Below are 23,967 nucleotides of genomic sequence, written 5' to 3'. Positions count from 1 at the left end.
ATAGTCATTTCAATTTTTACTATGTCCGAGTAAGTCTCCAACCTCATACATTGAGCGTCCGGGGTTTATCAAAAAGCTGGCAAAATTGTGCCGGAGAGTGTGCAGCTTTACGTCTTCCAGACCAGCTTTTTCTCTAACTGTAAACCATATAATTGGCCCAACCGGAAGTATCAACTAAAAGCTGATATTTAATCTTCTTGCATTGTCCCAAACCATAAGATATCTTTTCACTATGTCATTTGAAATTCCATCCCCACACGATGCAGGCTTCAAGACCTTTTTCCAGGATGAAGAGCTGGTCCGAGATTTCATAGACTATCACATACCGGATGAAATCAAGGCCTACTTAGATCTGTCAGAAATAGAAATTGATATTAGCGGGTTTGTAGCTGAAGAGTTCAAAGAGTTTCTTACTGACGTGGTTGTCAGGGTTCGGCTAAAAAAAAGCGGCGAGATTGCAGAACTCTATTTCCTCTTTGAACATAAAAGTTACCCGGACAGGTACGCACTGCTTCAAGCTCTTCACTATTCAGTCCAGAAATGGATGAACCTTTACAGACGTAACAAGCTGGCAGGCTACTTGCCTATAGTTATTCCCGTGATTATTTATCACGGTGTAAATAAGTGGAACTTCAGCCACAACTTTGAAGACTATTTTGACATACCCCATGAGTCATTCAGAGTTTTTATTCCTAAGTTCAGGCATTTACTGCATGACATAACACATATGGCAGACGAGGCTTTCAAAACCTCTATCCTTATGGAAATTTTTCATCTGCTTTTTAAGTACATTCACTTCCCTGAACTGGACATAAAGCTGCAGGAAATATTTGACTTGCTTGAGCAGCTGCCTGATGAGGATAAAAGGAAAGAATATCTGTTTAATATTTTGAAATACGTACTGGCATCGGGTCCTTTGAGTGAGGAGCGAGTAACCGAGCTTACCAGGCGATTTCCAGGAGGTGAGGATATGGTAGGAGTAGCAGTGCAGGAAATTTTAAAGGGGGTTGAGCAATCAAGGAGACCTTATTGGGAGGGGGTTGCTAGAATTGAGTCGCCATGTGAATCAGTTTTAAAAGTTGCCAATTCTAGATTAGGAATCCTTCAGCCCGAAATAGTCAACCGCATAAAAACAATACAATCTTTAGAAGTTCTGGACGCCCTCTTTGACTTCTCATTGAGAGCTGAAAACATGGATCAATTCACTGACCAGGTCCGAAAGATTACCGACAACTAACTTCCTTCCTTTCCAATTACCACATAATAAGGCCACCCCGTACCAACAGGGTGGCCTCACACATCATCAGCAGCTATGCTGCCTTACCCAGAGGCTCCACATTCACAGCCTCAGCCGTGGTCTGCTCGGACAGATGCGCATACCGCTTGCAGCTTTAGATTACTGTTGCACGTCTCACATACATTTTCTTTTTCTTGGGTAGCGGGCACAGCCCGCGTCAGGTGATAATTATTTTATGAATGTTAATAATCTGATAATTTCCTTGAGTTTAGCGGGTATTTCACAACATTCTGAAATGAAATACTGGAACATGCCTTGATCAATGTCTGCCTGTGTAAATCATTTAGTTCAGAAAAATCACCTTCCTGAAAATAGGTCAAAGCCCGCACAATTTCCTGAATCGGTGCATGAGGCCATAATGCTAAAACGCAGGACAATCCTTTTTCAAGAGAAAGTCCGCTGTTGAGGAGACAGGCAATATCAATATAGTCTTTGGCTTCAACCCTTTGCAAAATAACTTTAAGCTTATGTCCCATTAGATCCTCTAAAGAAGCAACCCGTAATATCCTGTCATCAGTGACTATAGGCGGATTGATTCTTCCATTTTCGAATCCTCCGAAAAAAGAAAGTTTTACAGGTTCATATTCAGCTGTAATTATTAACGTCAGGGTGTTTTTTCGTGATTGAATTATTTCAAATGAGCCAAGTGAGGACATTGCCTGACATAGATGATCGTTCTCAAAAGAATCAGATGAGAAGAAGTCAAAATCTATTGACGATCTGTGCCCCAGTTGCAGCGCAATGGCTGTACCGCCATATAAAACAAAATTTCCAGGAACTATTGTCAGTTCGTTCCATATGCTTTTTTGCGCAGGAGGTAGAATAGATAAGTATGGTTTAAAGCTGTCCATAAAATTATCAGCCCTGCATGTGCCAGTTCCGTTTTGGCAAATCCGGGATTTCAGATTCATTTTTTGCTAATCCCAGTCTATAATGCCAGAAGTGCCATGCGCGCGCAGTAAAAATGCCAATTGGAGGTTTTTTTAAAACATTTATCAGTTCATCTGTGGAAAAGTTCTGCTCCATCCACCGCGTATCTTCCATTGTGGCAAAGGTCATCAAAGATGCAAGAAAATGTCTTTTGTCTTCCAGGGCCTGTTCAGGTTTTTTCCACCACACGTATTTTCCGGCCAGCTTGAAAACATGATGTTGTTCTGGAAGTGTTCTGTTCATTTATTAATCATAACCTCTTGAGAGTTCAAAGTGCCTGGTTCTCCGTTCCTGGTCATAAGATCCTCACCCGGGCGTTCCGGGACCGAAGGTGGGAGTAACTGCCTCCAAAGTGGAGCCTGCATCCTGCAGGCTATTAAAGACCAGGCGGGTGGAAGCTGCCTCCACTTTGAAGAACAGTCCCATATCAGGAAATTGGGACAGGATCCGGCGGCAAAAGAGCCAGTCCTCTTCAAGCTTAATTAAAGTATCGCTGTAGTGTTAAAAAAATCATAAAACCATAATGACAGGTAATGGAATAAAGTAAGGGATTGCGCTCAACACTAAAAGCCGACCTGATCCTGACGGTCCAGAGTTCGATAATTTATTGCCTCAGACAAATGATTCACCTGCACCGTTTCTACACCTTCAAGATCTGCAATGGTTCTGGCCAAACGAAGGATGCGAACATAAGCACGGGCTGAAAGCCCGAGACTGCTTACAGCACCCTCAAGAAAATCATGCTCGGTGTCACCAAGGGAACAAAAGTCATTGAGCCATTTGCCGGATAACTGGCTGTTGGTAAAAAAAGGCAGATTCTGATAGCGGATTTGCTGGATTTTTCTTGCGCGTGCAATATTCTCGCTCATGGTTTGGGAATCAATACTGCTACTGGCCTGCTTAAGATCTTTGTATGGTACGGCAGGGACTTCAATGTGCAGGTCAATACGATCCAGCAATGGCCCGGAAAGTCTGGAACGATAGCGCTGCACCTGCACAGGACTGCAAATACAATTGTGCTGATCGTCAGTTAGGTATCCGCACGGACAGGGATTCATGGCCGCCACCAGCATAAAGCTGGCCGGATACTTAAGTGACATGGCTGCTCTTGAAATAGTGACCTCTCCGTCTTCGAGAGGCTGACGCATAACTTCCAGCACATGTTTCTTAAACTCAGGCAGCTCGTCTAAAAATAAAACTCCCCGATGGGCAAGAGAAACTTCCCCGGGTTTGGGATAATGGCCGCCTCCAATTAGTCCAGCATCAGATATGGTGTGGTGCGGACTACGGAAGTTACGGCGAACAATCATGGCCTGGCCAGGAGCAAGATGCCCGGACACGCTGTAAACCTTAGTTACTTCCAGAGCTTCTTCAAAAGTCAGGGGTGGGAGGATGGTGGGTATGCGCTGGGCAAGCATGGTCTTGCCGCTTCCGGGAGGTCCGATGAGCAGGAGGTTGTGGCCTCCTGCCGCAGCAATCTCTATTGCTCTTTTGGCGTGATCCTGACCTTTTACTTCTGAAAAATCGATAAAAAATCTGGCTCCTTCCTTCCAGAGATCCTCAAGATCAAACTGAGTGGGCTCAATGGATTCGCCCCCCAGAAGAAATTCCACAGCCTGTCCAAGAGTTTTGATGCCGTAAACATTCATCTCCTTGACTACTGCTGCCTCCTGTGCATTCAGGTGGGGAACAAGCACATGAGAAGCCTTGTCTTCACGAGCCTTCAGGGTCAGGGGCAAAGCTCCGTTGATAGGCTTGAGTTCACCGGTAAGAGAAAGTTCTCCTGCCATGAAGATATTGGTCAGCTTATGGGGAGGAATCACTCCTGAGGCACATAAGAGCCCCAAAGCCAGGGGAAGATCATAGCTTGATCCCTCCTTGCGTATATCTGCCGGGGCCAGATTGATAGTGATCCTGGCCGGGGGGAGCTTGAAACCGCTGTTTTTCAGGGCTGAAAAAACTCTTTCCTTGCTCTCCCGAACCGCACCCTCAGCCAACCCTACCATAGTAAATGCCGGCAATCCGCTCCTGGCGTAATCCACTTCCAGCTCAATCCTGAAAGCATCTATTCCCAGCAGCGCTGCAGTAGTAACCTTAGCAAACATATAAAATCACATTTAAAATCAGTTTAAGGCCAATTTCTAATCCCCTATGGCATGCACACTTCTACCAATCCTGTTCCAGCGGATATTGGAAAAACCTTCCCAGGACCAGTAAATGATCCAGGCTTTACCCAGAATCTTCTCCCTTTCCACAATTCCCCAGAATCTCGAATCATACGACTCATCGCGGTTATCTCCCAGGACAAAATATGCATTCTCCGGAACTGTAAAGGGCTCCATTTCATCACGGCCATTGACTACCCTTTCATCGGTATTCTGAATATAGCCTTCCTGGACTGGTTCGCCATTACGATAAAGCTGCTTGTCACGCAGCTCAATGACATCACCAGGTTCGCCCACCACTCTTTTGATAAAATCCTTGGAAGGATCTTCAGGAAACTCAAAGACGATTATATCTTCAACTTCAGGACCATCAAATTCAAATATGTATCTGTCCATAAAAGGCATGTGTATCCCATATTTGAACTTGTTGACCAGAAGATGATCACCTATCTGAAGAGTCTGCAGCATAGACCCTGAAGGAATTTTGAATGCCTGAACAATAAATGTACGAATAAAAAGCGCTAATACCAGAGCTATGATCAATGCCTCAGCATATTCTTTAAGCATATTCTGCCAACGTGGGTTCATCTATTTATTCCGTCCTTTTTCTTGTTATTGAGTAACCAGTCGCCCAGTCTATCATTACAGCCAGTCTGATCCATATTCATGAATCAGTCATCACTTTGCAGGGCTGCCAGAAAGGCTTCCTGGGGAATTTCAACACTCCCCATTTTTTTCATTCTGCGTTTACCCTCTTTTTGTCTTTCCAGAAGCTTTCTTTTCCGTGTAATGTCACCTCCGTAACACTTGGCAGTGACATTTTTCCGAAGAGGAGCTGTTCGCTCCCGCGCTACAATCTTATTGCCAATGGCCGCCTGGATGATGACCTCAAAAAGCTGCCTGGGAATAGCACGTTTGAGCTTGAGAGCCAGAGCCCTGCCCTTGTGGTATGCTTTTTCACGGTGAACAATAACTGCCATGGCGTCCACAGGCTCACTGTTGATCATTATGTCTAACTTGACCAGATCTGATTCACGGTAGTCTATAACTTCATAATCCAGCGAGGCAAACCCTCTTGTCACTGATTTCAAACGATCAAAAAAATCAAAGACTATCTCAGCAAAAGGCAATTCATAGGTTATAATAACCCTGGTGGAGGACAGGTAATGCATATTTACCTGAACGCCCCTTTTTTCCTCACACAAACCGAGTACATTGCCTACATACTCATTGGGAACATGAATCTCCATTTTCACAAATGGCTCTTTTACGCATTGTATCTCCTGCACTGGAGGAAGTTTGGACGGATTATCTATCTCAAACTCGACTCCATCCACACCTACGACCTTATAAATAACAGAAGGAGCTGTAGCAATGAGATTAACCTGAAACTCCCGCTCCAGTCGCTCTTGAATGACATCCATATGGAGCAAGCCCAGAAATCCGCAGCGAAATCCAAAGCCCAATGCCTGTGAGGTTTCCGGCTCATAGTCAAGGGCGGCGTCGTTGAGCTGCAGTTTCTCCAATGCGTTTTTTAAACCCTCATAATCAGCTGATTCCACAGGGTAAAGTCCGCAAAAAACCATTGGCTTGATACGCTTAAATCCTGGAAAGGGAGTTTGAGTAGGATTATCGGTTGAAGTTATGGTATCGCCTACTCTGGCTTCTTGCAGATCTTTGACCCCTGCACATAAAAAACCAACCTCCCCCGGTCCAAGCTCTTTTATTTCCTGAGGATCAGGGGAAAAAACACCCAGCCTGGTAACCTCAAATTTTTTCTGATTGGAAAACATCATGATTTCCTGACCGTTACTAATGCTTCCGTCCAGAACTCTAAACAAAACCACCACTCCGAGATATGAATCATACCATGAATCAAATATCAGAGCTTTAAGAGGCTGAAGACGTTCTCCAACTGGAGGAGGAATATCCTTTATAAGTCTTTCCAATACGTCCGGCACACCCTGACCTGTCTTGGCGCTGACCTTCAACACATCAGAACAGTCTAATCCGATTATTTCCTCAATCTCTGAAGCAATGCGCTCAGGCTCACTACTGGGAAGATCAATTTTATTCAACACAGGGATCACTTCAAGATCATGATCCAGAGCCATGTAAACATTGGCAAGGGTTTGGGCCTCAACCCCCTGAGTGGCATCAACAACAAGAAGAGCACCGTCACAGGCTGCAAGGCTTCTTGAAACCTCATAAGAAAAATCCACATGACCAGGTGTGTCAATGAGGTTCAACACGTAGTCTTGTCCATCTTTACTTTTATACGGAATGCGCACTGACTGAGCCTTGATGGTAATGCCCCTTTCCCGCTCAAGCTCCAGCCTGTCTAAGTACTGATCTTTTTTATCTCTTTCACCAAGCAGACCGGTTATTTCCAGAATTCTGTCCGCAAGAGTTGATTTACCATGATCAATATGAGCTATTATACTGAAGTTACGAATATTTTTTTGGTTTATCATTGAGGAACTGAGGTTTTAAGTTTTAAGATTTAAGTTTTAAGTTTTAAGATTTAGTCTACGAGCTACGAGCTACGAGCTACGAGCTACGAGCTACGAGCTACGAGCTTAAGAAAAGTTCAGCTTGAGGCAACAGGAAGTCAGGCAGTATCATATCATCTGGAAAAATAAAGCAAAATCAGACAGCTACAATCTCCTTGATCCGGTCTACAATACTCCCAACAGCCCTTTCCATCTCCGGAGTCAAGCCTTCAGCCATTTTTTCAGGAACATTTACAGGTCTGGCCACCAGAATGTTCAGCTTAATATCAGTACTGTCCTTCAGTTCTTTAAGAAGATTAGTGGTGGGAAACTGATGCATGGAAAAATCAGATATTTTTTTCGGGTCAACCTGATCAACGTCAATTTCCTTGATTTCTCCTGGCTCAATATCTTCATCAGTGGTAATATCCACCACAATAATTCGCTCCGGGTGCCTGTCGCCCATAATCAGGTCAAAAAGCAGTGGCCTGATGGATGTGCCAGCATCAATGACTGCTATATCCTTTCCAAGTGATTCATCCTTTTCAAGAGCTTCAACTACTTTGGGCCCTAATCCATCATCACCATACAATGTATTTCCGCACCCAAAGACGACTACTCTGGAATTAAACATGCTTGACCAGTCCATTTTCTCTCCTGTAAAATTGAAAAAGGCCGCCCTCACTCATGTGAAGACGGCCTCTTTTAAACCATTTCTTTTATTCTGTCTAATCTATTTACCCATGGTTTCAATGACATTTCCCTGCGAATCGTAAATCTTCAGCTCAACGTTGATGCCGCCATCCAGGCGGTGTGTTGCGCAGCTCATTCACGGGTCGTAGGCGCGTATGGCCATCTCCACACGATTCAGTATACCCTGATCATAACTTCCATCTTTGATAAGTGCCCTGGCAGCCTGTTTTACTGACAGGTTCATGGGAGCATTATTGTGGGTTGTACCCACAATCATGTTGGCCATGGTCACCATTCCATTATCATCTGTCTTGTAATGGTGAATCAGCGTTCCCCTTGGTGCCTCAACACATCCAACCCCGTCACCGGCTCTTGGCTCAATATTTTTAGCCCTGTGCTCACGTCCTGTGATTTCAGGATCATTCAGAAGCTCTTCGGCTCTTTCACAGGCCTGTACAAGCTCAATAAGTCTTGCCCAGTGATACAAAAGGGTCAAATGGGTGGGCCGACCAAACTCTTTGCGGAAAATTTCCAGCTCTTCCTGAGCCATGGGTGTAGCCATTTTGTCACACACATTAATTCTGGCCAGAGTATTGGCGCGGTAAACGCCCACTGGATCATTTTCATCGAGATTGAGGCTGCCAGCCTTTCTGGAATAAGGGAATTTGAGATAAGTCCACGGCTCTGTATGCTCACCAATGTAATCTACATACTCCGGATAGGTAAACTGATCAAAATTTCCGTCTTTATCCATCATCCTGAGTTCGCCGTCGTAAAGCTCCAGAGCTCCATCAGAAGGTCTCACGGTTCCAAGGTAGCCAGAAGGAAATACTCCCAGTATCTTTACTGCATCCAAGTATTTGGGGAACACTTCTTCCCTGGCAAACTTAATGGTAAATATGCTGAAGTCCTTAAGTTCCTGGATACCTGCAAGGATTTCCTTACGCTCTTCCTCAAGCAGTGGCTTGGAAAAACCACCTACAACACCGGCAACGGGATGAATAACCTTGCCTGCAAACTTTTCAAGCAGCATCTGACCCTTATAACGCATATGTACTACTTTCTTGGCCAGCTCAGGATTAGCTCCTACTATTCCAACAACATTGCGGACGGAATAGTCTGCGTCCGGTCCAAGCACGAAATCCGGAGCAGCCAGAAAATAGAAATGCAGAATCTTGTCTGGAATGTAGGCCATCATCTGACACAGCTCACGCAACTTTCTGCCAGTTGGTGGCAGTTCGACCCCAAGACAGGCATCAGCTGCCTTATTGGAGGCCAGGTGATGATGCCAGGGGCAAATACCGCAGATGCGAGGAACTATGCGCGGAACTTCCTCCACCGGCCTGCCTAAAACAAATTGCTCAAAACCACGCAGGGACAGAACATGCATCCTGGCATCAGATACATTCCCAGTATCATCAAGATGTATCGATACACTGGCATGCCCTTCAATGCGGGTTATGGGAGCTATATTTAAAGTCTTTCCCATGTTATCCTCCTAACCAATCTTTTTGAGTACGCCGTGAGCACCGGAAAAACGGGCCAGATACCCGCGGCGATCAGGCATCTTAGCGGGATCAAATCCCACGGAAGCCAAGGCTCCCATATAATCCACCAAAGGTTTGGCACCTTTTCTGACGGGACCATAACAGCCTCTGCAGGGCACCCTGGCAGAAATACACCTCGGAGCACCTTTAGTTCCCCCGCAGCCAACGCCTGTTACCGGCCCGAGACACAACAGTCCCTGTTCCAGAAGACAGCGCATCTCATTGAGAGGCTTTTCCGGATCATATTCTGCAGCCATATAAAGACGCTTGATGTCTGCTATACCTTTTTTGCTTTCCCTGACCGTAGGACAGGCATCACAAACAGATCTTTCAGGCATCTTGAATTCGGTCTTGCCATCGAGAAGGGCCAGGATGGCTCCAGCTATCCAGTCAGGGTGCGGTGGGCACCCGGGCAGGGACACGTCCACCTTGACTATTTCATCCAGCGCATAACACTGATCCAAAAGGGGTGGAATATGCTCTGTGGGATATTCGGCGGGATCAGTGGTAGGTGAATCCTTGTAATAAAACTGTTTAAGTTCCTCTTCAGAATACATATTGATCATGGCCGGAATACCGCCATCAGTGGCACAGGTACCCAGGGCTATGAGAATCTGACATTTTTTGCGCATTTCAAGCAGAACTTCTTTATGTTCCTCGTTGCGCACTCCACCTGACACAATGCCCACCACTGCTTCAGGTATACTCAGCTCTTTATCCTCACCGGTCTGCCCAAAGTATTTTTTATCTATGAGCACCGGTATATGTACAAATTCCAGGTTGTTGACCAGCAGGTCCACCAGGACATCTCCAACATTGAGAATAGCGATCTCACACCCCGCACAGGCATTCAACCACTCTTCAGCTACTGTTACCTTGGTCATATAAGCTACCTCCATAAGGACGGGAAGTGCATTCCCGCTGCCATTAGGCGTTTACTGCCTCTTTTTGGGCTTTGACAGGGTTGGGACCCAGAGATTTTATCTGCTCAGTGAACTCGGATACTACTTTGGCAAACCTTGGAGCCTCGGCAGATGATACCCAGTCTAATCTGAATCTCTCAGGATCAATTCCCAGATCTTCCAATACCAGTTTTATGGCCTGTGCCCTGGCAAAAGCTTTGTGATTACCATCCAGGTAATGACATTCACCAAGGTGTCAGCCCAGGACCAGGACGCCATCAGCGCCCTTTTCCAGAGCTTCAACAACCAAATTCGGATGGACCATTCCCGAACACATTACTCTGATTGCGCGCATGTTTGTGGGATATTGCAAACGAGAAACGCCGGCCAGGTCTGCGCCGGCATATGCGCACCAATTGCAGAGAAATCCGACAATGACGGGTTCATACTTTTCAGCCATCTAAATTTCTCCTTTGTTATTAAACATTTTCTAAAGCCGCATAAATCTGGGCCTTAAGCTGCTCATTGGTAAACCCATGGATATATACCCCATGCTTGGGACAGGTTGCTTCGCAAATACCACAACCTTTACACAGGGCCTTGTTGGTCTCAATCTTTTTATGGTCTACCCCATCTTCTTCATATCCAGTCAACTTGATGGCGCCGTAAGGACAAGTATCCACGCAAATGGCACAACCATCACAATTTTCAGTAACATATGATTTAATGGAATCCAGAGGCATCACAGCTCTGGACAGGATGGTGGAAGCTCGGGAAACCGCCGCCTGAGCCTGAGCTATGGCTTCATCTACAGGCTTGGGATAATGACAGAGGCCTGCCAGGAACATACCGTCAACACTCAAGTCAACAGGACGCAGTTTGGCATGTGCTTCCTGCAGGAAGCCATCGCTGTTCAGACCACATTTGTACAGATCCACCAGATCTTTGTTGTCCGAAGGCAGGATTGCAGAAGCAAGAACCAGGTATCCGGGCCTGATCTCTACATTTCGCTGCAGTACATGATCCTTGACTGTGACAACGATATCTTCACCGTCCTTGGCAACAACAGGTTTGTTTTCAAGGTTGTACCGGATGAAGATAACACCCTTTTCTCTGGCTTCTCTGTATAGATCTTCTCTTGCACCATAAGTACGGATGTCACGGTAAAGGACATAAACAGGCATGTCTGGGTTGGCTTTTTTGAGCTCCAGGGCTGAATGCATGGTATGCGTACAGCAAACCCTGCTGCAATATGGCCTGTCCGGTTCGCGTGAACCTACGCACTGAATAAACACAGCGCCTTTGGCCTTTTCCAGAGCAGGTTTATGGTCCATGAGCTCCTTGTCAAACTCAAGATGGGTAAAGATCCTCTGATCCTGACCGTAAAGGTATTCTTCGGGTTTGAGCTCCTTACCGCCAGTACATACTACTGCAATACCATACTTGATGGCCCTCTTCTCACCAGCTATTTCCACTTCACTGACAAAATCGCCCACAGCGCCTTTGCTGCTCTTGAGCTGGGCATCTTTATAAAGTTTGATATTGGGGTGGTTTTCCACCTTGTTAATTATCTCTTCCAGGAATTTCTTGATATCTTCACCACGCCAGGTGCTGACTAAGCTCCAGGCATTTCCGCCCAGCCTGTCGGTCTTTTCCAGAAGAATAGTTTCATAACCCTGATCAGCAAGCCCCAGGGCAGAAATCATGCCTGAAATACCGCCTCCCACAACCAGGGCAGACTGGTTAACATTAACTGTCAGATGTTCCAAGGGCACCAGCATGGACGCTTTAGCCACAGCCATGCGCACCTGATCTCTGGCCTTTTCTAAGGCTTTCTCCGGCTCCTGGGAATGCACCCAACTGTTCTGATTGCGGATATTGGCCATTTCAAAAAGGTATTCATTGAGCCCGGCATCTTTCATGGTTTCTCTGAACAACGGCTCATGAGTTCTGGGAGTACAGGCTGCCACCACTACTCTGTTCAGATTATGTTCAGTAATCTTTTCCTTGATCATAACCTGGGTATCTTGAGAACAGGAAAAGAGGTTATTATCCACAAAAACCACATTGGGCAGCCCTTTTGCGTATTCGGCCAGATTATTAACGTCTATGGTTCCGGCAATATTGATGCCACAGGAACATACAAAGACGCCCACTCTTGGTTCCTCAGTGGATACATCCCTTTCAGCCGGAAAAGTCCTTTCCTTGGCCAGGGTCCCTCTCTGACTGCTTAAGGATATTGCTGCTGATGCCGCAGCTGCTGATGCGTCTGTAACCGATTGAGGAATATCTTTAGGGCTCTGGAAACAGCCACTGGCAAAAATACCTGGAATATTCGTAGCTGAAGGAGTAAAGCTGGAACTTTCTGCAAAACTGTACTTGTCCAGCTTGATATCAAGTTTACCAGCCAGTTCCTTGACACTTTCGCTTACTTCAAGACCAGTTGAAAGAACCAGCATGTCAAAGCCTTCAACTACTCTTTGTCCCTTGGATTCATCGAAATATTCAACCTCAACTCCGCCGCCGTCTCCAGGATAGGTGCTGTGAATTCGACTGGGTACAAACTTGATGCCCTTTTTCTTGGCCAGTTCAAAGTACTGGTCAAACTCTTTTCCGTGGGTTCTTATATCCATGTAGAAGATCGTCTGCTCAACGTCTCCTGTGGTATGCTCGGCAGTAACTATGGCCTGCTTAATGGCATACATACAGCAAACAGAGGAACAGTACCCATTATCACATTTGTTGATATTTCTTGAACCAACACATTGGAGCCATGCTATCTTTTTGGGCTCCTTCTGGTCAGAAGGTCTTACAAGGTGCCCCATACAGGGTCCATTGGAGGAAAGCAGTCTTTCATACTCCAGCCCGGTAACTACATCCTTGAAATTGGAGTACTGATAGGTGTCAAAAGGAGTGGGATCAAAAGATTTAAAGCCTGGCGTGAGAATAACTGATCCCACGTTGATTTCCTTGATCTCGTCCTTGAATTCCTGGTCAAGATCAATGGCTCCGGTAGGACAGTATTTTTCACAGGCCCGGCATTTTCCGCCGCCCTTTTTGCCCTTGTTGCCTCCCTTGACAAAATAAATACAGGTGTCCATCTCTACGGCGTACTTCAAGGGAACAGTCTGACCATACTTAATGTAGGCGGACTTTCTCTTGACCAGCCCTTCATTGTATTCGTCAGCAACCTTTTTGGGACACTTTTCCGCACAAAGGTTACAGGCGATACACTTTTCCATGTCCACTACTCGTGGTTTCTGACGAACTTTGACCTGAAAGTTTCCTTCAGCGCCACTGATTCCTTCTACCTCAGCCAGAGTCAAAAGCTCAATATTCAAGTGCCGACCGCACTCGACCAATTTTGGCGAGATAATTCACATGGAGCAGTCATTGGTGGGAAAAGTCTTGTCTAATTGCGACATTACGCCGCCGATACCGGCTGACTTCTCCACAAGATAAACGTAATAGCCGGCTTCAGCCAGGTCCAGAGCGGATTGAATGCCGGCAATACCACCACCGACAACCATGACTGCGCCTACTTTCTCTTGTGACATATTGACCCCCTTTGCCAATTGGTAAATAAAATGGTTTGTCCTTAACTAGCCCGGATTCACTACCCGGGAACGCCTGAAGCACAAATGATTTTACAGTTAATAAATAATCAAACTCGTTCCGCGCATGTTATTTATTTAACAAATAGCTTAAGTTTAAAAAAATTGCCAGTACTAATATCACGAAAAACAAAAATTTTTATTAACATCTTTTTTGATCCGGTAACAAATAATTACACACAATACTACAACGTAACACTCGAATTGTAAGCGTTTCATCCGGGCGGTTCGGGATCGAACCTCAGAGTAACTCAAAACAGCCTTAACACTCGTTCCCAGGCTGGAGCCTGGGGGGTTTAGTTCTTGCGGCTTCAGCCGCTTCTTTAAAATGTGGATGGAGCCACAAAAAAAAGAGGTGTTCCCAGTCTGGAGCTTGTGAACAAGAAAAGAACTGGATTCCGGCCTTCGCCGGAATGACGATAAGAGTAAAAACTTGCTTTAACCGTCTCCCCGGACTTGATCCGGGGGCCAGTTTTTTTGAAGTTACTTGTAAGCTCCTCACCCGGACTGGCCAGGACCGAACCTGTGAGTAACTAAAAAATCAGCCTTAGCACGTTTGAGATTGCCGCGCTCGAAGACTCGCTCGCAATGACACCTGAGCTGTCAGGGATGTAGTTGCTCAAAACCTGTCACCCACGAGAGAGCCTAAGCGACCGAAACAATCTATATGGTAAAACCATAATGCTCTGAATTTATTGCTAATTAGGTTTTACTTGTATGCAAAAAAGTTCAAGTTCCTATATAAATTACTAATAGATTCAGCAATTTTACCGCTTGAAGCTTGCACCAGAAAACAGGAAGATTTTTGATATTGACAAGAGCAATAATATCCAGACTCCCAAAACTTAAACCTTCCTCCTTCTATTTTCAACAGCCTTCAACATTCAACCTTCAGCCTTCAGCCTTCTTCCTTAAGCCTAAAACTCTCAGTATCCCCAAATCTTAACGATCCTTATATCAGCTGGGTTGTGGACGCAGCTCACATTTATTCTGAAAGGCCATCTCAAAATACTTTACTAATAAGTGTTAAACTGATAAAAAAAAGAAATTGAAAATTTTTTATGACCGTTGAATAAGATCAAGTTCGGATTAATTCTTTTAAAACATCACGACTGCCCATTAAAGTGAGGAAAAGCCATGCGCAGTATGTCAATTACTGAATACATATGTTTGATACTGATAGTCTTTTTGTCCCTGACTCAATTAGCAGGATGTGCAAAAAAAATTCAACCTCCACCAGTGCGCACCCCGGACCAGACCGCTCGACCTGCAGCGCCGGTTCAGCCGCCAGCATCTTCACCGGCTCAATCCAGTCAGACTGCATCTTCCGGAAGCCTGCAAAACAGCCACCCAACACAGAATAAGTATACAGTATTAGGCCAGACATACACTCCGTTAAGCACATATGAAGGTTACGAAGAAGAAGGTATAGCATCCTGGTACGGCCCCAAATTTCATGGACGTAAAACATCCAACGGGGAAATCTTCAACATGTACGAAATGACTGCTGCTCACAGGGTGCTGCCCATGAATACCAAGGTGAGGGTCACTAATCTGGACAACGGAAAAGTCATTGACCTTCGAATTAATGACCGTGGGCCCTTTGCCCGCAACAGAATAATAGACCTTTCATTTGCCGCAGCCAGAAAAATCGACATGATCGGACCTGGTACAGCCCGGGTCAGGGTTGAGGCCACAGGCAGCGTGCCCCGTGACCAGATGAAGGGTAATTTTTATGTTCAGGTAGGGTCATTTTCTTCCAGAGACAACGCCGAAGCATTCCGAAGAAACCTCAGGTCCAGCGGTTACAGTGAATCCAGAATTCAAAAAATATCTCGAGATAATAGCAATTTCTGGCGTGTTCAAGCTGGAAAGTTCAGCAATCTTCTTGCAGCTGAACAGGCTCGGGATAAATTACAGAAAGAGTACCCTGGAGCGTTCATCCTTGCTGATTGATTGTTTTTCGTAAATTATGTGAAAGCCTGAAAACTACTACTTTTCTCCCCTCAAGCATCAAATCCTCATTAGTATAGGGATTTCTGCCTCTGCGCGGCTTTTTATTGCGAGTTTCAAACTTTCCAAAGCCGCTGATCAGCAAAGAGTGATCTTTTTTAATACCCTTTTTGATTATCTTTAATAAAGCCTCTACCTGTTTTTGGACATCAGAACGTCTCTTGGGACTGTCTTTGAATATTTTGTCAACAATATGAGCTTTTGTCAGCGTTTGCGACATATTTAATCCCCTTGAATTTGTCAGCAGTTTTACGAAATATTTATTCAACCATCCTCGGGTTTACCTCTTCAGCACTCTGAATTTATGACTGGGAGCATTACGCGTTTATGAAAAAAATGAGATGTTTGTCTTAGTAGCATACTCCTCTTTCACCATATAAGAGCAATTTTTGAGCGATAAATCTCCATTTCCTTTTCATTGTCATAAGAATGCTGCGGCCATAGTTTCAGCTCATCGCCGTTGTAACGAGGTATTATATGGTAATGAGCATGCATTACTAACTGTCCTGCAGCCTCAAAATTGTTCATACCCAGATTGAAGCCATCAGCTTTCAAAGAGGCAAGCATTGATCTGCCAACCTTTTGTACGGCTTCATGCAGATCAGCAGCCAGATCTATGTCCATTTCCAGAATATTCGCCAGGTGCTTTTTAGGAATGACCAGAGTATGTCCCTTTGCAACAGGGGCAATATCAAGAAAAGCTATGACATTGTCGGTCTCCAGAACTTTAGCGCAGGGAATTTTCCCGCCAACTATGCCGCAAAATATACAATCATTCACAAGTATTCCTCCAGTATAATATGTCTTGGGCTCGACAGCCATGATTAAATCATATAGCTCGTACCTGTAACATTGCAGACCATCCATTGATTGCCAGAATTTATGACTTTTACCTTTAACATTTTCAGACCCGCGTGGACCACTGAACCAGCCCTGCCGGCAACCTTAGGGGCAACCCCATTCATGATCATTGAGACGGTTTCTGTAACAGATGCAAGCTAAACTGTTGCAGAACTTCATATTTCATTTAATCTTTTTTTGCAACCCCTTGTTTTAGAAGGTAATCATCCTCAACCATGATACAATTTAAACATCCTCAACCCAATAAAGCGTTCGGTCCCATATGGCCGGTATTTGTTCCTTTTGCTGGATGTCCTCATCGGTGCTCTTTCTGTTCTCAACTGGCTCAAACCGGTCAGACACCCATTCCCTTACATAGATTAGCTCAGTCTTTTTTTCAAAGTATCACCGAGAGGTATAACAGGACCAAAGCTCCAATAGGTCTCGGATTTTATGGAGGCACTTTCACTGCCATCAGGCAAAAAGATCTGCTGATGATGCTTAAAACTGCGTCAGCCCTGAAACAGGCAGGTGCTGTTAATCATATTCGTTGTTCCACTCGCCCGGATTACGTAAGCAAGTCCATCCTGAGAAAATTACAAGCTCATCAGGTTGATCTGATTGAGCTTGGGGTGCAAAGCTTTGATAACAATGTATTGAAAAAGGCTGGCAGGGGATATTCAGGAAGGACCGCCATTAAGGCTTGTCAGTTGATAAAGGAGTCCGGTTTTGATCTGGGCATTCAATTAATGCCTGGCCTGCCAGGTTGCAGCGGCGCTATCTTTTTAAAAGATATCCGGAAAACCATTCAGGCAGAACCAGCACTGGCCCGCATTTATCCTTGCCTTGTACTGGATAATACCGAGCTTAAAAATATGTTCTGTCTTGGATTGTTCAGTCCATGGTCCTTAGCTCAGACAGTTCACCTTGTTTCTCTTGGGCTTTTAAGTCTCTGGCTTGCAGGCATTTCAGTAATCAGGATCGGGCTGACTCCTGAAAAGTCTTTGCTTGACAGCATATGGGCAGGCCCCTGGGATCCAGGGCTTGGCAGTAAGTGCAGATCCCTGGCTCTTCGCAGTTACTTTACCGCCCGAATTGCTGCACTGGGAAGACCGGTTAAGCGGGTTATGCTCCCTGAAAAGTGCATAAGTGATTTCTGGGGACATAAACGAATCAATGAAAGGCATTTCCAGAGATATTCCATAATTAGAAAAAACGTCCAGATATGGAACAGGGATTATTTCAGGGTGTATTAGCAGCTTCCTTCCATGATCGTGGTTATTTTTCTGGGTTACGAGCCCAAGGGGGGCATTAACTTCATGAGCTCAACCCAAGCAGGCCGGCAATCTCTTTAACTGCCGCCTTTGTGAACTCTTCCTGGCTCAGCCTGTTTTTATCTTCCAGACTCATAACCTCCACAGGCAAATTGATATATTCTTGCCTTGGTGTAATCTCATATTCAGGAGAAAAACTGTTGCTGAAATACTTATCCTGAAAGTCGCTGAACTTGAGTGCGTGAGCAGTAGCATCCAGAATAGCCGTCTCTTCTCTGTTCAGCAAACCTGACTCCCTTGCCTTGAGCATTCCTGCCAGGCATTCTCCACCCTGAGTGCAGGCAATATGACCATTTTGATTGGCGAGAAGCATACCTTCCACAATGGCCTGCTCTTCCACCTGAATGACATGGAAACTGCCATCTCCCTCAATTTTTTCATACTTTTGAGCAAGAGCCTGAACCCTGGGGAAAGAAACAGGATTGCCAATCATTGCTGCCTGAGCCACACTGGCCTGGACCTGTACAGGATTGTATTTCCTGTCTTGTCTATCCTGACTGTAATATTTAAACACTGGATCCGCATGACTGGACTGCACCCCGAATATTCTAGGCAAAGCAGTGATTATTTCAAGTTCGTACATTTTCAGAAAACCGGCCATTATAGCAGTTATGTTTCCAGCGTTGCCAATGGGAACAAACACAGCCTTGCCCTGTAAATCCCAGTCATACCACTGGGCAATTTCAAAAGCATAACTTTCCTGCCCCAGGATACGCCAGGCATTTTTAGAATTAAGAAGTGCTACTCGGAAATTATCTGCTAGATACTCCACAACTCTCATGCAGTCATCAAACACTCCAGGCAGCTCTATAACCCTGGCACCGCTGCCAAGAGGCTGGGAAAGCTGCTGGGTTGTCACCTTACCCATGGGCAGTATGACTACAGTTTTGACAGGCTCGCCCACATACGCACCATAAAGAGCTGCCGAGGCAGATGTATCCCCTGTGGATGCACAGATGGTCAAAACTTGATCCCATCCATTTTCACGCACCAGTTTTTTCAAGTAACTGAACGCGCAGGCCATACCTCTATCCTTAAAGGAAGCACTGGGATTCTGGCCATCATTCTTAAAAGCCAGCTTCTGACCAGTTTGGGCCTCAAGATGTTTTGATGCAGGAATAATGGGTGTATTACCCTCGCCTAAGTATATAATATCCTGCTTTTCCACTACTGGAGCAATAAGCTCGTAAAACCTGAAAATCCCTCTAAGAGCAAGATTCTTGGATGCCGCTCTTGCATCCAGTATTTCACGCCATTTGCGCCCAGGTGTTTGCTTCAAACTGTCAAAAGACCTGTCAGTAAGAAGGAATACGCCGGAGCAGCGTGGACAGGTGTAATGCAATTTATTTATGGAAAAAACCTGGTTGCATCCAAGACAGTAATATTCCAGAGCACCCCTGTAGTCCGGGAAATTGACATCAGTCATGGTTTATAAACCTCATGTGTATTGGCGATTTGATATCTGTTCTGCATCTTGCGTTTATGTGCCGCGCGGTCAAATAAACAAATCAGCAAGCACCCCAGCAAAAAGCAGCACAGCCACAAGACCATTTAGAGTGAAAAAGGAAACATTGATTTTCTGGAGATTAGCTGGCGATATGATCCGGTGCTCAATTAAAAGAATCACGGAAATTACGAGCCAGACAAGATAATAGAGCCAGCCTGCTCCCATTGCAGCACCGGCCATGAGGATGAAAATTGATGCATTAACATGACAAAACCCGGCAAGGGTAAAAGCAGTATCCAGGCCGTACTTACCCGGTATAGAATGCAGACTCTTTTCCTGATCAAAGCCAGCATCCTGGCAGGAGTAAAGTATATCAAAACCTGCCACCCAGAATAAAACTCCCCAGAATAGAAGAAACGGAGGCAAGGCGAAACTCGGATCATAAGCTATCCAGCCCGCTATTGGAGCCAGACCGAGAACCGAACCGAGAAAAAAATGACATAAGTGTGTATATCTTTTGCTGTAGCTGTAAATGGCTGACCATAAAAGAGCAGGCACAGCGAGATAAAGGCACAGCGGATTGAGCATAAAGCATGAAAGGATGAAAATCAGTCCTGTTCCGGCAAGAAAAATATAAGCATCTCTCAGGCTTATTTCACCAGTTACAAGAGGCCTGTTGCTGGTTCTGTGATTTTCTCTGTCATATTCAAGGTCTGCAATGCGGTTAAAGGTCATGGCAAACGAACGAACAGCAACCATGGCCAGGGTCAGGAATATAAAAGTAGACCAGCCGGGTTTGCCCTGTGCTGCCCAAAGCATGCCAATATATGCAAAGGGCAGAGCAAAGACTGAATGTTCCAGCTTGATCATGGAGGCCCAGATTTTAAATTTAGATACAAAGCAGTAAAGCATATTGATTTTCTCGGTTAAAAAGAAGCCCTCAATCAGTTACATAAAGTTTTAAAAATCTTTTTTTGCCAACCTTTAAGACATGATCACCAGGCGTAAATTTAAAATCAGGATCAGTAATGCGAGACCCTTCATATAAACCAACCGCGTTTTGCTTGCAGAGTCTTCTGGCCTCACCTCTTGATGCGCAAAGCCCTGACCTGCTTAGAACATCTACCACAGTAAGGGCATCATTTACTTTGCAGCTCAACTCCGGCATATCCTCCGGCAACTGCTGTTTGGCAAAAACCTTATTAAAATTCTCGCGCTCCTGCAAGCCGGCTTCGCGTCCGTGAAACCGGGACGTGATCTCCTGGGCAAGCTCTTCCTTACATTTTTTTGGATGAATTTCACCGCTAAGAACCCCTTGTTTCATGGATTCAATTTCAGACATGTCAAGATCAGATAGTAATTCATAATAACGCCACATGAGATCATCTGATATGGACATAAGTTTACCGAACATTTCAGGAGCCGGTTCTTCAATGCCAATATAGTTATTTAAAGATTTGCTCATCTTCTGAACGCCATCAGTACCTTCGAGGATGGGCATGGTCAGAATAACCTGGGGCTCCTGATTGTATTCACGCTGCAAAACACGTCCCATAAGCAGGTTGAACTTCTGGTCCGTGCCTCCAAGCTCTACATCAGCTATCAGCTCGACGGAATCATAGCCCTGTACAAGGGGATACAAAAATTCATGAATGGCAATGGGCCTGTTGTCTTTGTATCTTTTTTCAAAGTCATCTCTTTCCATCATTCTGGCCACTGTATACATGGAGCACAGTTCAATAAAATCTGCGGCACCGAACTTGTCCATCCAGGTGGAGTTAAAGGCCAGTTCTGTTTTTTCAGGATCAAGAATTTTGAATATCTGTCTTTTATAGGTTTCAGCGTTTTTAATTACCTGATCTCTTGTAAGCTTTTTGCGTGTCTCTGATTTGCCCGAGGGATCACCTATCATGCCGGTGAAGTCGCCGATAAGAAAAATAATTGTGTGTCCCAGCTCCTGAAAATGCTTTAGTTTCTGGATTAATACTGTATGTCCGAGGTGAAGATCCGGTGCAGTTGGATCAAAGCCGGCCTTGATGCGTAAAGGCTTGTTCCTGGAGAGCTTCATCTCCAGCTCTTTTTCATCGATAATTTCATGGCACCCGCGCTTGATAAGCTCCATAGCTTCAGAATGATCAACTCCCATATATGTCTCCTGATAATATCCAGGCTTTTTGATTGTTAGTGATTTACCATGGCTATTTGGCGTAGCCTACAGCCCTTTTTTCCCTGATGACCGTTACCTTGATCTGACCCGGGTAGGTCATGTTTTCTTCAATACTCTTGGCTATATCTTTACACAGCAGGTGTGTCTTGTCATCATCCACCTGGTCACAGTCCACCATCACCCTGACCTCACGACCGGCCTGAATGGCAAAGGATCTGTTAACCCCCTGAAATTCAGTAGCTATTTTTTCCAGCTCTTCTAACCGGTTGACATAGTTTTCCAGCAGTTCTTTCCTGGCACCCGGCCGCGCACCGGAAAGGCCGTCTGCTGCCTGAACCAGAACAGCAAGTATGGTTGTTGGCTGGATATCTTCATGATGGGCTGCAATAGCATGAATTATTTCTTTAGATTCATTGTATTTTTTGGCCAGATCTGCGCCGATAACAGCGTGGGGTCCCTCTACCTCATGATCCACAGCCTTGCCAAGATCATGCAGTAACCCTGCCCTTTTGGCTTTTTTCTGATCCACACCAAGTTCAGCAGCCATGATGCCGCACAAAAAAGCGACTTCAATGGAATGCTGCAGAACATTCTGCGAAAAGCTGGTTCTGTAGTGCAAATGCCCCAGCAAGCGGATAAGCTCTGGATGTATACCGTGCACTCCTACGTCAAAAGTAGATTGTTCTCCAATTTCTCGAAGCTTGACATCCATCTCCTGTCTGACTTTTTCAACTATGTCTTCAATGCGCGCAGGATGAATTCTTCCATCGCTGATCAGCCTCTCAAGACTCTGCTTTGCCACCTCCCTGCGCAATGGACTGTACGCAGAAAGAACAACTGTCTCTGGTGTGTCATCTATAATCAGATCTACCCCTGTAGCAGCTTCAATTGCCCTTATATTGCGGCCTTCCCGTCCAATTATCCGGCCCTTCATATCTTCACTGGGAAGCTCCACAGTTGAGACTGTATGTTCTGAGACATAGTCTCCAGCGTAGCGTTGAATGGACAAGGCAAGAATTTCTTTGGCTTTTTTGGCAGCTGTCTCTTGCGCTTCCATTTCAATTTGACGTATCATTTTTGCAGCTTCGTGACGGGTACTGCTCTCGATGTCAGCAATCAGCCTGGCCTTGGCTTCTTCGGTTGTCAGACCGGCAAGCTCTTCCAGTTTCGCAGTCTGCAGATCAATAAGGTGCTGCAGATCATGTTCCCTGTCTTCAATAGCTCGTTCCTGTTTAGCCACCCTGTTTTCCCAGGAAACAACATCACTTTCTTTTTGTGCCACCTTTTCCAGTTTCTTTTCTAACCGCTCTTCCTTTTCCTGTAGACGCTGTTCCTGTTTTTTAAGCTCTTTTTCTCTGGCCCTTGCTTCTTCTTCAAGCTCTTTTTTTTGCTTGAATGTCTCATCTTTGGCCTGGAGCAGCATCTCTTTTTTATGAGCTGATGCTTCTTTTCTGGCTTCTTCTAAAATTTTTCCTGCAAGCTCCTGGTTATCCCTGAGCTCTTTGTTGACGAAATATTTTTGTGCGACTACGGCAATAACCGCCCCAGACACTAATGCTATAATAGCAGTGATAAGTATCGCGCTCAGCATGGTCCACTCCTTGAGTATATGTTATTTTCTTAACCGCAGGCAACCCGAATATGTCCATGCTGGTAAGAAATTGATTTGCACGGCTAACTGGCCTCGCGAATCGATAATATGGTGATGCAGGTCAAGCAGTCTCGCGCAATGGAAGGACCCGATAGTTGTTATATCAGTAGACAAGCTCGCGAAAGGTTGGAGTAGTTAATGGTCAACTTTCCATGGTCGTATCAGGCAGGAGGATTGAGAATAGGCATCTAACTGATGATATTTCCCCGGCAGGCCGTGTGGGAACTTATTTTGAACCTCGTATATATAAGTGGGTGCCGAAGCGGCTCTTTCAGGCTCCCCCGTTCAGTGCGGGGTTTGCACACCAAAACCGCACAACAGCTCCCTCGAGGTAAATGTTGGCTCAAAATAAATCGCCTTCATCACAAACCTGCCAGGAAAGAGTTGCAATAAAAATCATGGAAATTCGCTTTATTTATTACTAGAATCTATTTTCCGTAAAAGCTCGCTGATTTTTTTGTGAGAGCTTGCAAGCTTTATTTCAGATTGTAGATAATCATCTGCCAGACTCAAAAGCAGAAAAATCAGCAACCGTTCCTTGCTGAGTTTGCTGCCCCTTTTCTCAAGTTCTGCGAAACGCTCTTCGAGCAATTTACTTGCCTGCTCGACCCGATCTTGACTTGCATCAGTCTTGAATGTCAGGTCCAAGCCTAAAACGTGTATATCATATCCAGGCATCAGGATGAGTTTTCAGTGTCAATTTTTTCCAGTATTTCATTGACCTTGTTTAAAACAAGATTATTCTTCTGACGCTCATTTTCCAGCTCATTTTTCAAAGCCTGGTTCTCCTGCTTAAGTGACTGCTTGTCCTGCAGGAGCTCATCGATTTTGTTTGCCAGCTGTTCTATAGCTTCCATAAATTTTTATTAAATTGA

General features: G+C 45.1%; 22 protein-coding genes and 1 other RNA gene. 3 read left to right on the top strand and 20 right to left on the bottom strand.

Features of this window, described 5'->3' with window-relative positions; translation table 11 throughout:
• Window positions 1-9 precede the first annotated feature (9 nt).
• On the bottom strand, window positions 10-174 hold the full coding sequence (locus LZ23_RS23300) for a tyrosine-type recombinase/integrase (protein WP_084590915.1): 165 nt from the start codon (window positions 172-174) through the stop codon (window positions 10-12).
• Window positions 175-232: 58 nt separating this feature from the next.
• Between LZ23_RS23300 and LZ23_RS06415 the strand changes: the two genes are divergently transcribed.
• A complete protein-coding gene (locus tag LZ23_RS06415; protein WP_045212575.1) occupies window positions 233-1,237 on the top strand; it encodes an Rpn family recombination-promoting nuclease/putative transposase in 1,005 nt (334 codons plus the stop codon).
• A 242-nt stretch (window positions 1,238-1,479) separates the two neighbouring features.
• Here LZ23_RS06415 and LZ23_RS06410 read toward each other — a convergent pair whose 3' ends face one another.
• The 10 genes from LZ23_RS06410 to LZ23_RS06360 all read right to left on the bottom strand — a co-directional run bounded on the left by LZ23_RS06410 (window position 1,480) and on the right by LZ23_RS06360 (window position 13,583).
• The gene (locus LZ23_RS06410; RefSeq protein WP_045212574.1) at window positions 1,480-2,148 is read right to left on the bottom strand and encodes a nucleotidyl transferase AbiEii/AbiGii toxin family protein; all 669 of its coding nucleotides are present in this window, start codon (window positions 2,146-2,148) and stop codon (window positions 1,480-1,482) included.
• 7 nt (window positions 2,149-2,155) lie between these two features.
• Window positions 2,156-2,470, bottom strand: a complete 315-nt coding sequence (locus tag LZ23_RS06405; protein ID WP_045212573.1) for a hypothetical protein — start codon at window positions 2,468-2,470, stop codon at window positions 2,156-2,158.
• A 320-nt stretch (window positions 2,471-2,790) separates the two neighbouring features.
• Window positions 2,791-4,332, bottom strand: a complete 1,542-nt coding sequence (locus tag LZ23_RS06395) for a YifB family Mg chelatase-like AAA ATPase (protein ID WP_045212571.1) — start codon at window positions 4,330-4,332, stop codon at window positions 2,791-2,793.
• A 36-nt stretch (window positions 4,333-4,368) separates the two neighbouring features.
• Window positions 4,369-4,980 (bottom strand): signal peptidase I, encoded by a 612-nt coding sequence (gene lepB / locus LZ23_RS06390; RefSeq protein ID WP_045212570.1) that lies wholly within the window; start codon window positions 4,978-4,980, stop codon window positions 4,369-4,371.
• Between the two features lie 83 nt (window positions 4,981-5,063).
• Entirely contained in the window at window positions 5,064-6,866 is a 1,803-nt protein-coding gene (lepA, locus tag LZ23_RS06385; protein WP_045212569.1) for a translation elongation factor 4, read from the bottom strand.
• Window positions 6,867-7,041: 175 nt separating this feature from the next.
• The gene (locus LZ23_RS06380) at window positions 7,042-7,533 is read right to left on the bottom strand and encodes a hydrogenase maturation protease (RefSeq protein ID WP_045212568.1); all 492 of its coding nucleotides are present in this window, start codon (window positions 7,531-7,533) and stop codon (window positions 7,042-7,044) included.
• 180 nt (window positions 7,534-7,713) lie between these two features.
• On the bottom strand, window positions 7,714-9,066 hold the full coding sequence (locus LZ23_RS06375; RefSeq protein ID WP_045212567.1) for a Ni/Fe hydrogenase subunit alpha: 1,353 nt from the start codon (window positions 9,064-9,066) through the stop codon (window positions 7,714-7,716).
• A gap of 9 nt (window positions 9,067-9,075) precedes the next feature.
• Window positions 9,076-10,008, bottom strand: coding sequence for an NADH-quinone oxidoreductase subunit B family protein (locus LZ23_RS06370; RefSeq protein ID WP_045212566.1), 933 nt, complete (start codon window positions 10,006-10,008; stop codon window positions 9,076-9,078).
• A 43-nt stretch (window positions 10,009-10,051) separates the two neighbouring features.
• Window positions 10,052-10,486, bottom strand: a complete 435-nt coding sequence (locus LZ23_RS23925) for a hydrogenase iron-sulfur subunit (protein WP_157493117.1) — start codon at window positions 10,484-10,486, stop codon at window positions 10,052-10,054.
• 19 nt (window positions 10,487-10,505) lie between these two features.
• Window positions 10,506-13,583: an FAD-dependent oxidoreductase gene (locus tag LZ23_RS06360; protein WP_157493116.1), complete on the bottom strand. Its 3,078-nt coding sequence runs from the start codon at window positions 13,581-13,583 to the stop codon at window positions 10,506-10,508.
• A 1,194-nt stretch (window positions 13,584-14,777) separates the two neighbouring features.
• Between LZ23_RS06360 and LZ23_RS06350 the strand changes: the two genes are divergently transcribed.
• Window positions 14,778-15,596: a septal ring lytic transglycosylase RlpA family protein gene (locus tag LZ23_RS06350; protein ID WP_045212564.1), complete on the top strand. Its 819-nt coding sequence runs from the start codon at window positions 14,778-14,780 to the stop codon at window positions 15,594-15,596.
• On the opposite strand, the gene LZ23_RS06345 is transcribed toward LZ23_RS06350, so the two are convergent.
• On the bottom strand, window positions 15,580-15,873 hold the full coding sequence (locus LZ23_RS06345) for an HU family DNA-binding protein (protein ID WP_045212563.1): 294 nt from the start codon (window positions 15,871-15,873) through the stop codon (window positions 15,580-15,582). The genes LZ23_RS06350 and LZ23_RS06345 overlap by 17 nt on opposite strands.
• Before the next feature lie 149 nt (window positions 15,874-16,022).
• Window positions 16,023-16,520, bottom strand: coding sequence for an HIT family protein (locus tag LZ23_RS06340; protein ID WP_232300428.1), 498 nt, complete (start codon window positions 16,518-16,520; stop codon window positions 16,023-16,025).
• A 209-nt stretch (window positions 16,521-16,729) separates the two neighbouring features.
• Between LZ23_RS06340 and LZ23_RS06335 the strand changes: the two genes are divergently transcribed.
• Window positions 16,730-17,749: a radical SAM protein gene (locus LZ23_RS06335; protein ID WP_052507156.1), complete on the top strand. Its 1,020-nt coding sequence runs from the start codon at window positions 16,730-16,732 to the stop codon at window positions 17,747-17,749.
• Between the two features lie 61 nt (window positions 17,750-17,810).
• Here LZ23_RS06335 and thrC read toward each other — a convergent pair whose 3' ends face one another.
• The 7 genes from thrC to LZ23_RS06305 all read right to left on the bottom strand — a co-directional run bounded on the left by thrC (window position 17,811) and on the right by LZ23_RS06305 (window position 23,949).
• On the bottom strand, window positions 17,811-19,253 hold the full coding sequence (thrC, locus tag LZ23_RS06330; protein ID WP_045212562.1) for a threonine synthase: 1,443 nt from the start codon (window positions 19,251-19,253) through the stop codon (window positions 17,811-17,813).
• A 69-nt stretch (window positions 19,254-19,322) separates the two neighbouring features.
• Window positions 19,323-20,186 (bottom strand): 4-hydroxybenzoate octaprenyltransferase, encoded by an 864-nt coding sequence (locus tag LZ23_RS06325; protein ID WP_045212561.1) that lies wholly within the window; start codon window positions 20,184-20,186, stop codon window positions 19,323-19,325.
• A gap of 28 nt (window positions 20,187-20,214) precedes the next feature.
• A complete protein-coding gene (gene tyrS / locus LZ23_RS06320) occupies window positions 20,215-21,420 on the bottom strand; it encodes a tyrosine--tRNA ligase (RefSeq protein ID WP_045212559.1) in 1,206 nt (401 codons plus the stop codon).
• A 52-nt stretch (window positions 21,421-21,472) separates the two neighbouring features.
• Window positions 21,473-23,032 (bottom strand): ribonuclease Y, encoded by a 1,560-nt coding sequence (gene rny / locus LZ23_RS06315; RefSeq protein ID WP_045212557.1) that lies wholly within the window; start codon window positions 23,030-23,032, stop codon window positions 21,473-21,475.
• Between the two features lie 259 nt (window positions 23,033-23,291).
• Window positions 23,292-23,475, bottom strand: a non-coding RNA gene (gene ssrS / locus LZ23_RS23285) — 6S RNA.
• 28 nt (window positions 23,476-23,503) lie between these two features.
• The gene (zapA, locus tag LZ23_RS06310; protein WP_045212555.1) at window positions 23,504-23,770 is read right to left on the bottom strand and encodes a cell division protein ZapA; all 267 of its coding nucleotides are present in this window, start codon (window positions 23,768-23,770) and stop codon (window positions 23,504-23,506) included.
• Window positions 23,770-23,949 carry a hypothetical protein gene (locus tag LZ23_RS06305; RefSeq protein ID WP_045212554.1) on the bottom strand — a complete coding sequence of 60 codons (180 nt, stop codon included), beginning with the start codon at window positions 23,947-23,949 and terminating at the stop codon, window positions 23,770-23,772. The genes zapA and LZ23_RS06305 overlap by 1 nt, the downstream gene beginning before the upstream one ends.
• Window positions 23,950-23,967: the final 18 nt, after the last annotated feature.

Source organism: Desulfonatronovibrio magnus, from assembly GCF_000934755.1.
Classification (GTDB): Bacteria; Desulfobacterota; Desulfovibrionia; order Desulfovibrionales; family Desulfonatronovibrionaceae; genus Desulfonatronovibrio; species Desulfonatronovibrio magnus.
This window is presented reverse-complemented; position numbering and strand designations above follow the sequence as displayed.

Excerpts from the sequence above, each read along its gene's own strand:
- zapA (WP_045212555.1), bottom strand. The coding sequence starts at position 23,770 with ATGCCTGGATATGATATACACGTTTTAGGCTTGGACCTGACATTCAAG.
- LZ23_RS06335 (WP_052507156.1), top strand. The coding sequence starts at position 16,730 with ATGATACAATTTAAACATCCTCAACCCAATAAAGCGTTCGGTCCCATA.
- LZ23_RS06415 (WP_045212575.1), top strand. The coding sequence starts at position 233 with ATGTCATTTGAAATTCCATCCCCACACGATGCAGGCTTCAAGACCTTT.
- lepB (WP_045212570.1), bottom strand. The coding sequence starts at position 4,980 with ATGAACCCACGTTGGCAGAATATGCTTAAAGAATATGCTGAGGCATTG.
- LZ23_RS06305 (WP_045212554.1), bottom strand. The coding sequence starts at position 23,949 with ATGGAAGCTATAGAACAGCTGGCAAACAAAATCGATGAGCTCCTGCAG.
- LZ23_RS06340 (WP_232300428.1), bottom strand. The coding sequence starts at position 16,520 with ATGGATGGTCTGCAATGTTACAGGTACGAGCTATATGATTTAATCATG.
- thrC (WP_045212562.1), bottom strand. The coding sequence starts at position 19,253 with ATGACTGATGTCAATTTCCCGGACTACAGGGGTGCTCTGGAATATTAC.
- LZ23_RS06410 (WP_045212574.1), bottom strand. The coding sequence starts at position 2,148 with ATGGACAGCTTTAAACCATACTTATCTATTCTACCTCCTGCGCAAAAA.
- LZ23_RS06370 (WP_045212566.1), bottom strand. The coding sequence starts at position 10,008 with ATGACCAAGGTAACAGTAGCTGAAGAGTGGTTGAATGCCTGTGCGGGG.
- LZ23_RS06325 (WP_045212561.1), bottom strand. The coding sequence starts at position 20,186 with ATGCTTTACTGCTTTGTATCTAAATTTAAAATCTGGGCCTCCATGATC.
- tyrS (WP_045212559.1), bottom strand. The coding sequence starts at position 21,420 with ATGGGAGTTGATCATTCTGAAGCTATGGAGCTTATCAAGCGCGGGTGC.
- LZ23_RS06405 (WP_045212573.1), bottom strand. The coding sequence starts at position 2,470 with ATGAACAGAACACTTCCAGAACAACATCATGTTTTCAAGCTGGCCGGA.
- LZ23_RS06380 (WP_045212568.1), bottom strand. The coding sequence starts at position 7,533 with ATGGACTGGTCAAGCATGTTTAATTCCAGAGTAGTCGTCTTTGGGTGC.
- LZ23_RS06395 (WP_045212571.1), bottom strand. The coding sequence starts at position 4,332 with ATGTTTGCTAAGGTTACTACTGCAGCGCTGCTGGGAATAGATGCTTTC.
- LZ23_RS06350 (WP_045212564.1), top strand. The coding sequence starts at position 14,778 with ATGCGCAGTATGTCAATTACTGAATACATATGTTTGATACTGATAGTC.
- rny (WP_045212557.1), bottom strand. The coding sequence starts at position 23,032 with ATGCTGAGCGCGATACTTATCACTGCTATTATAGCATTAGTGTCTGGG.
- LZ23_RS06345 (WP_045212563.1), bottom strand. The coding sequence starts at position 15,873 with ATGTCGCAAACGCTGACAAAAGCTCATATTGTTGACAAAATATTCAAA.
- LZ23_RS06375 (WP_045212567.1), bottom strand. The coding sequence starts at position 9,066 with ATGGGAAAGACTTTAAATATAGCTCCCATAACCCGCATTGAAGGGCAT.
- lepA (WP_045212569.1), bottom strand. The coding sequence starts at position 6,866 with ATGATAAACCAAAAAAATATTCGTAACTTCAGTATAATAGCTCATATT.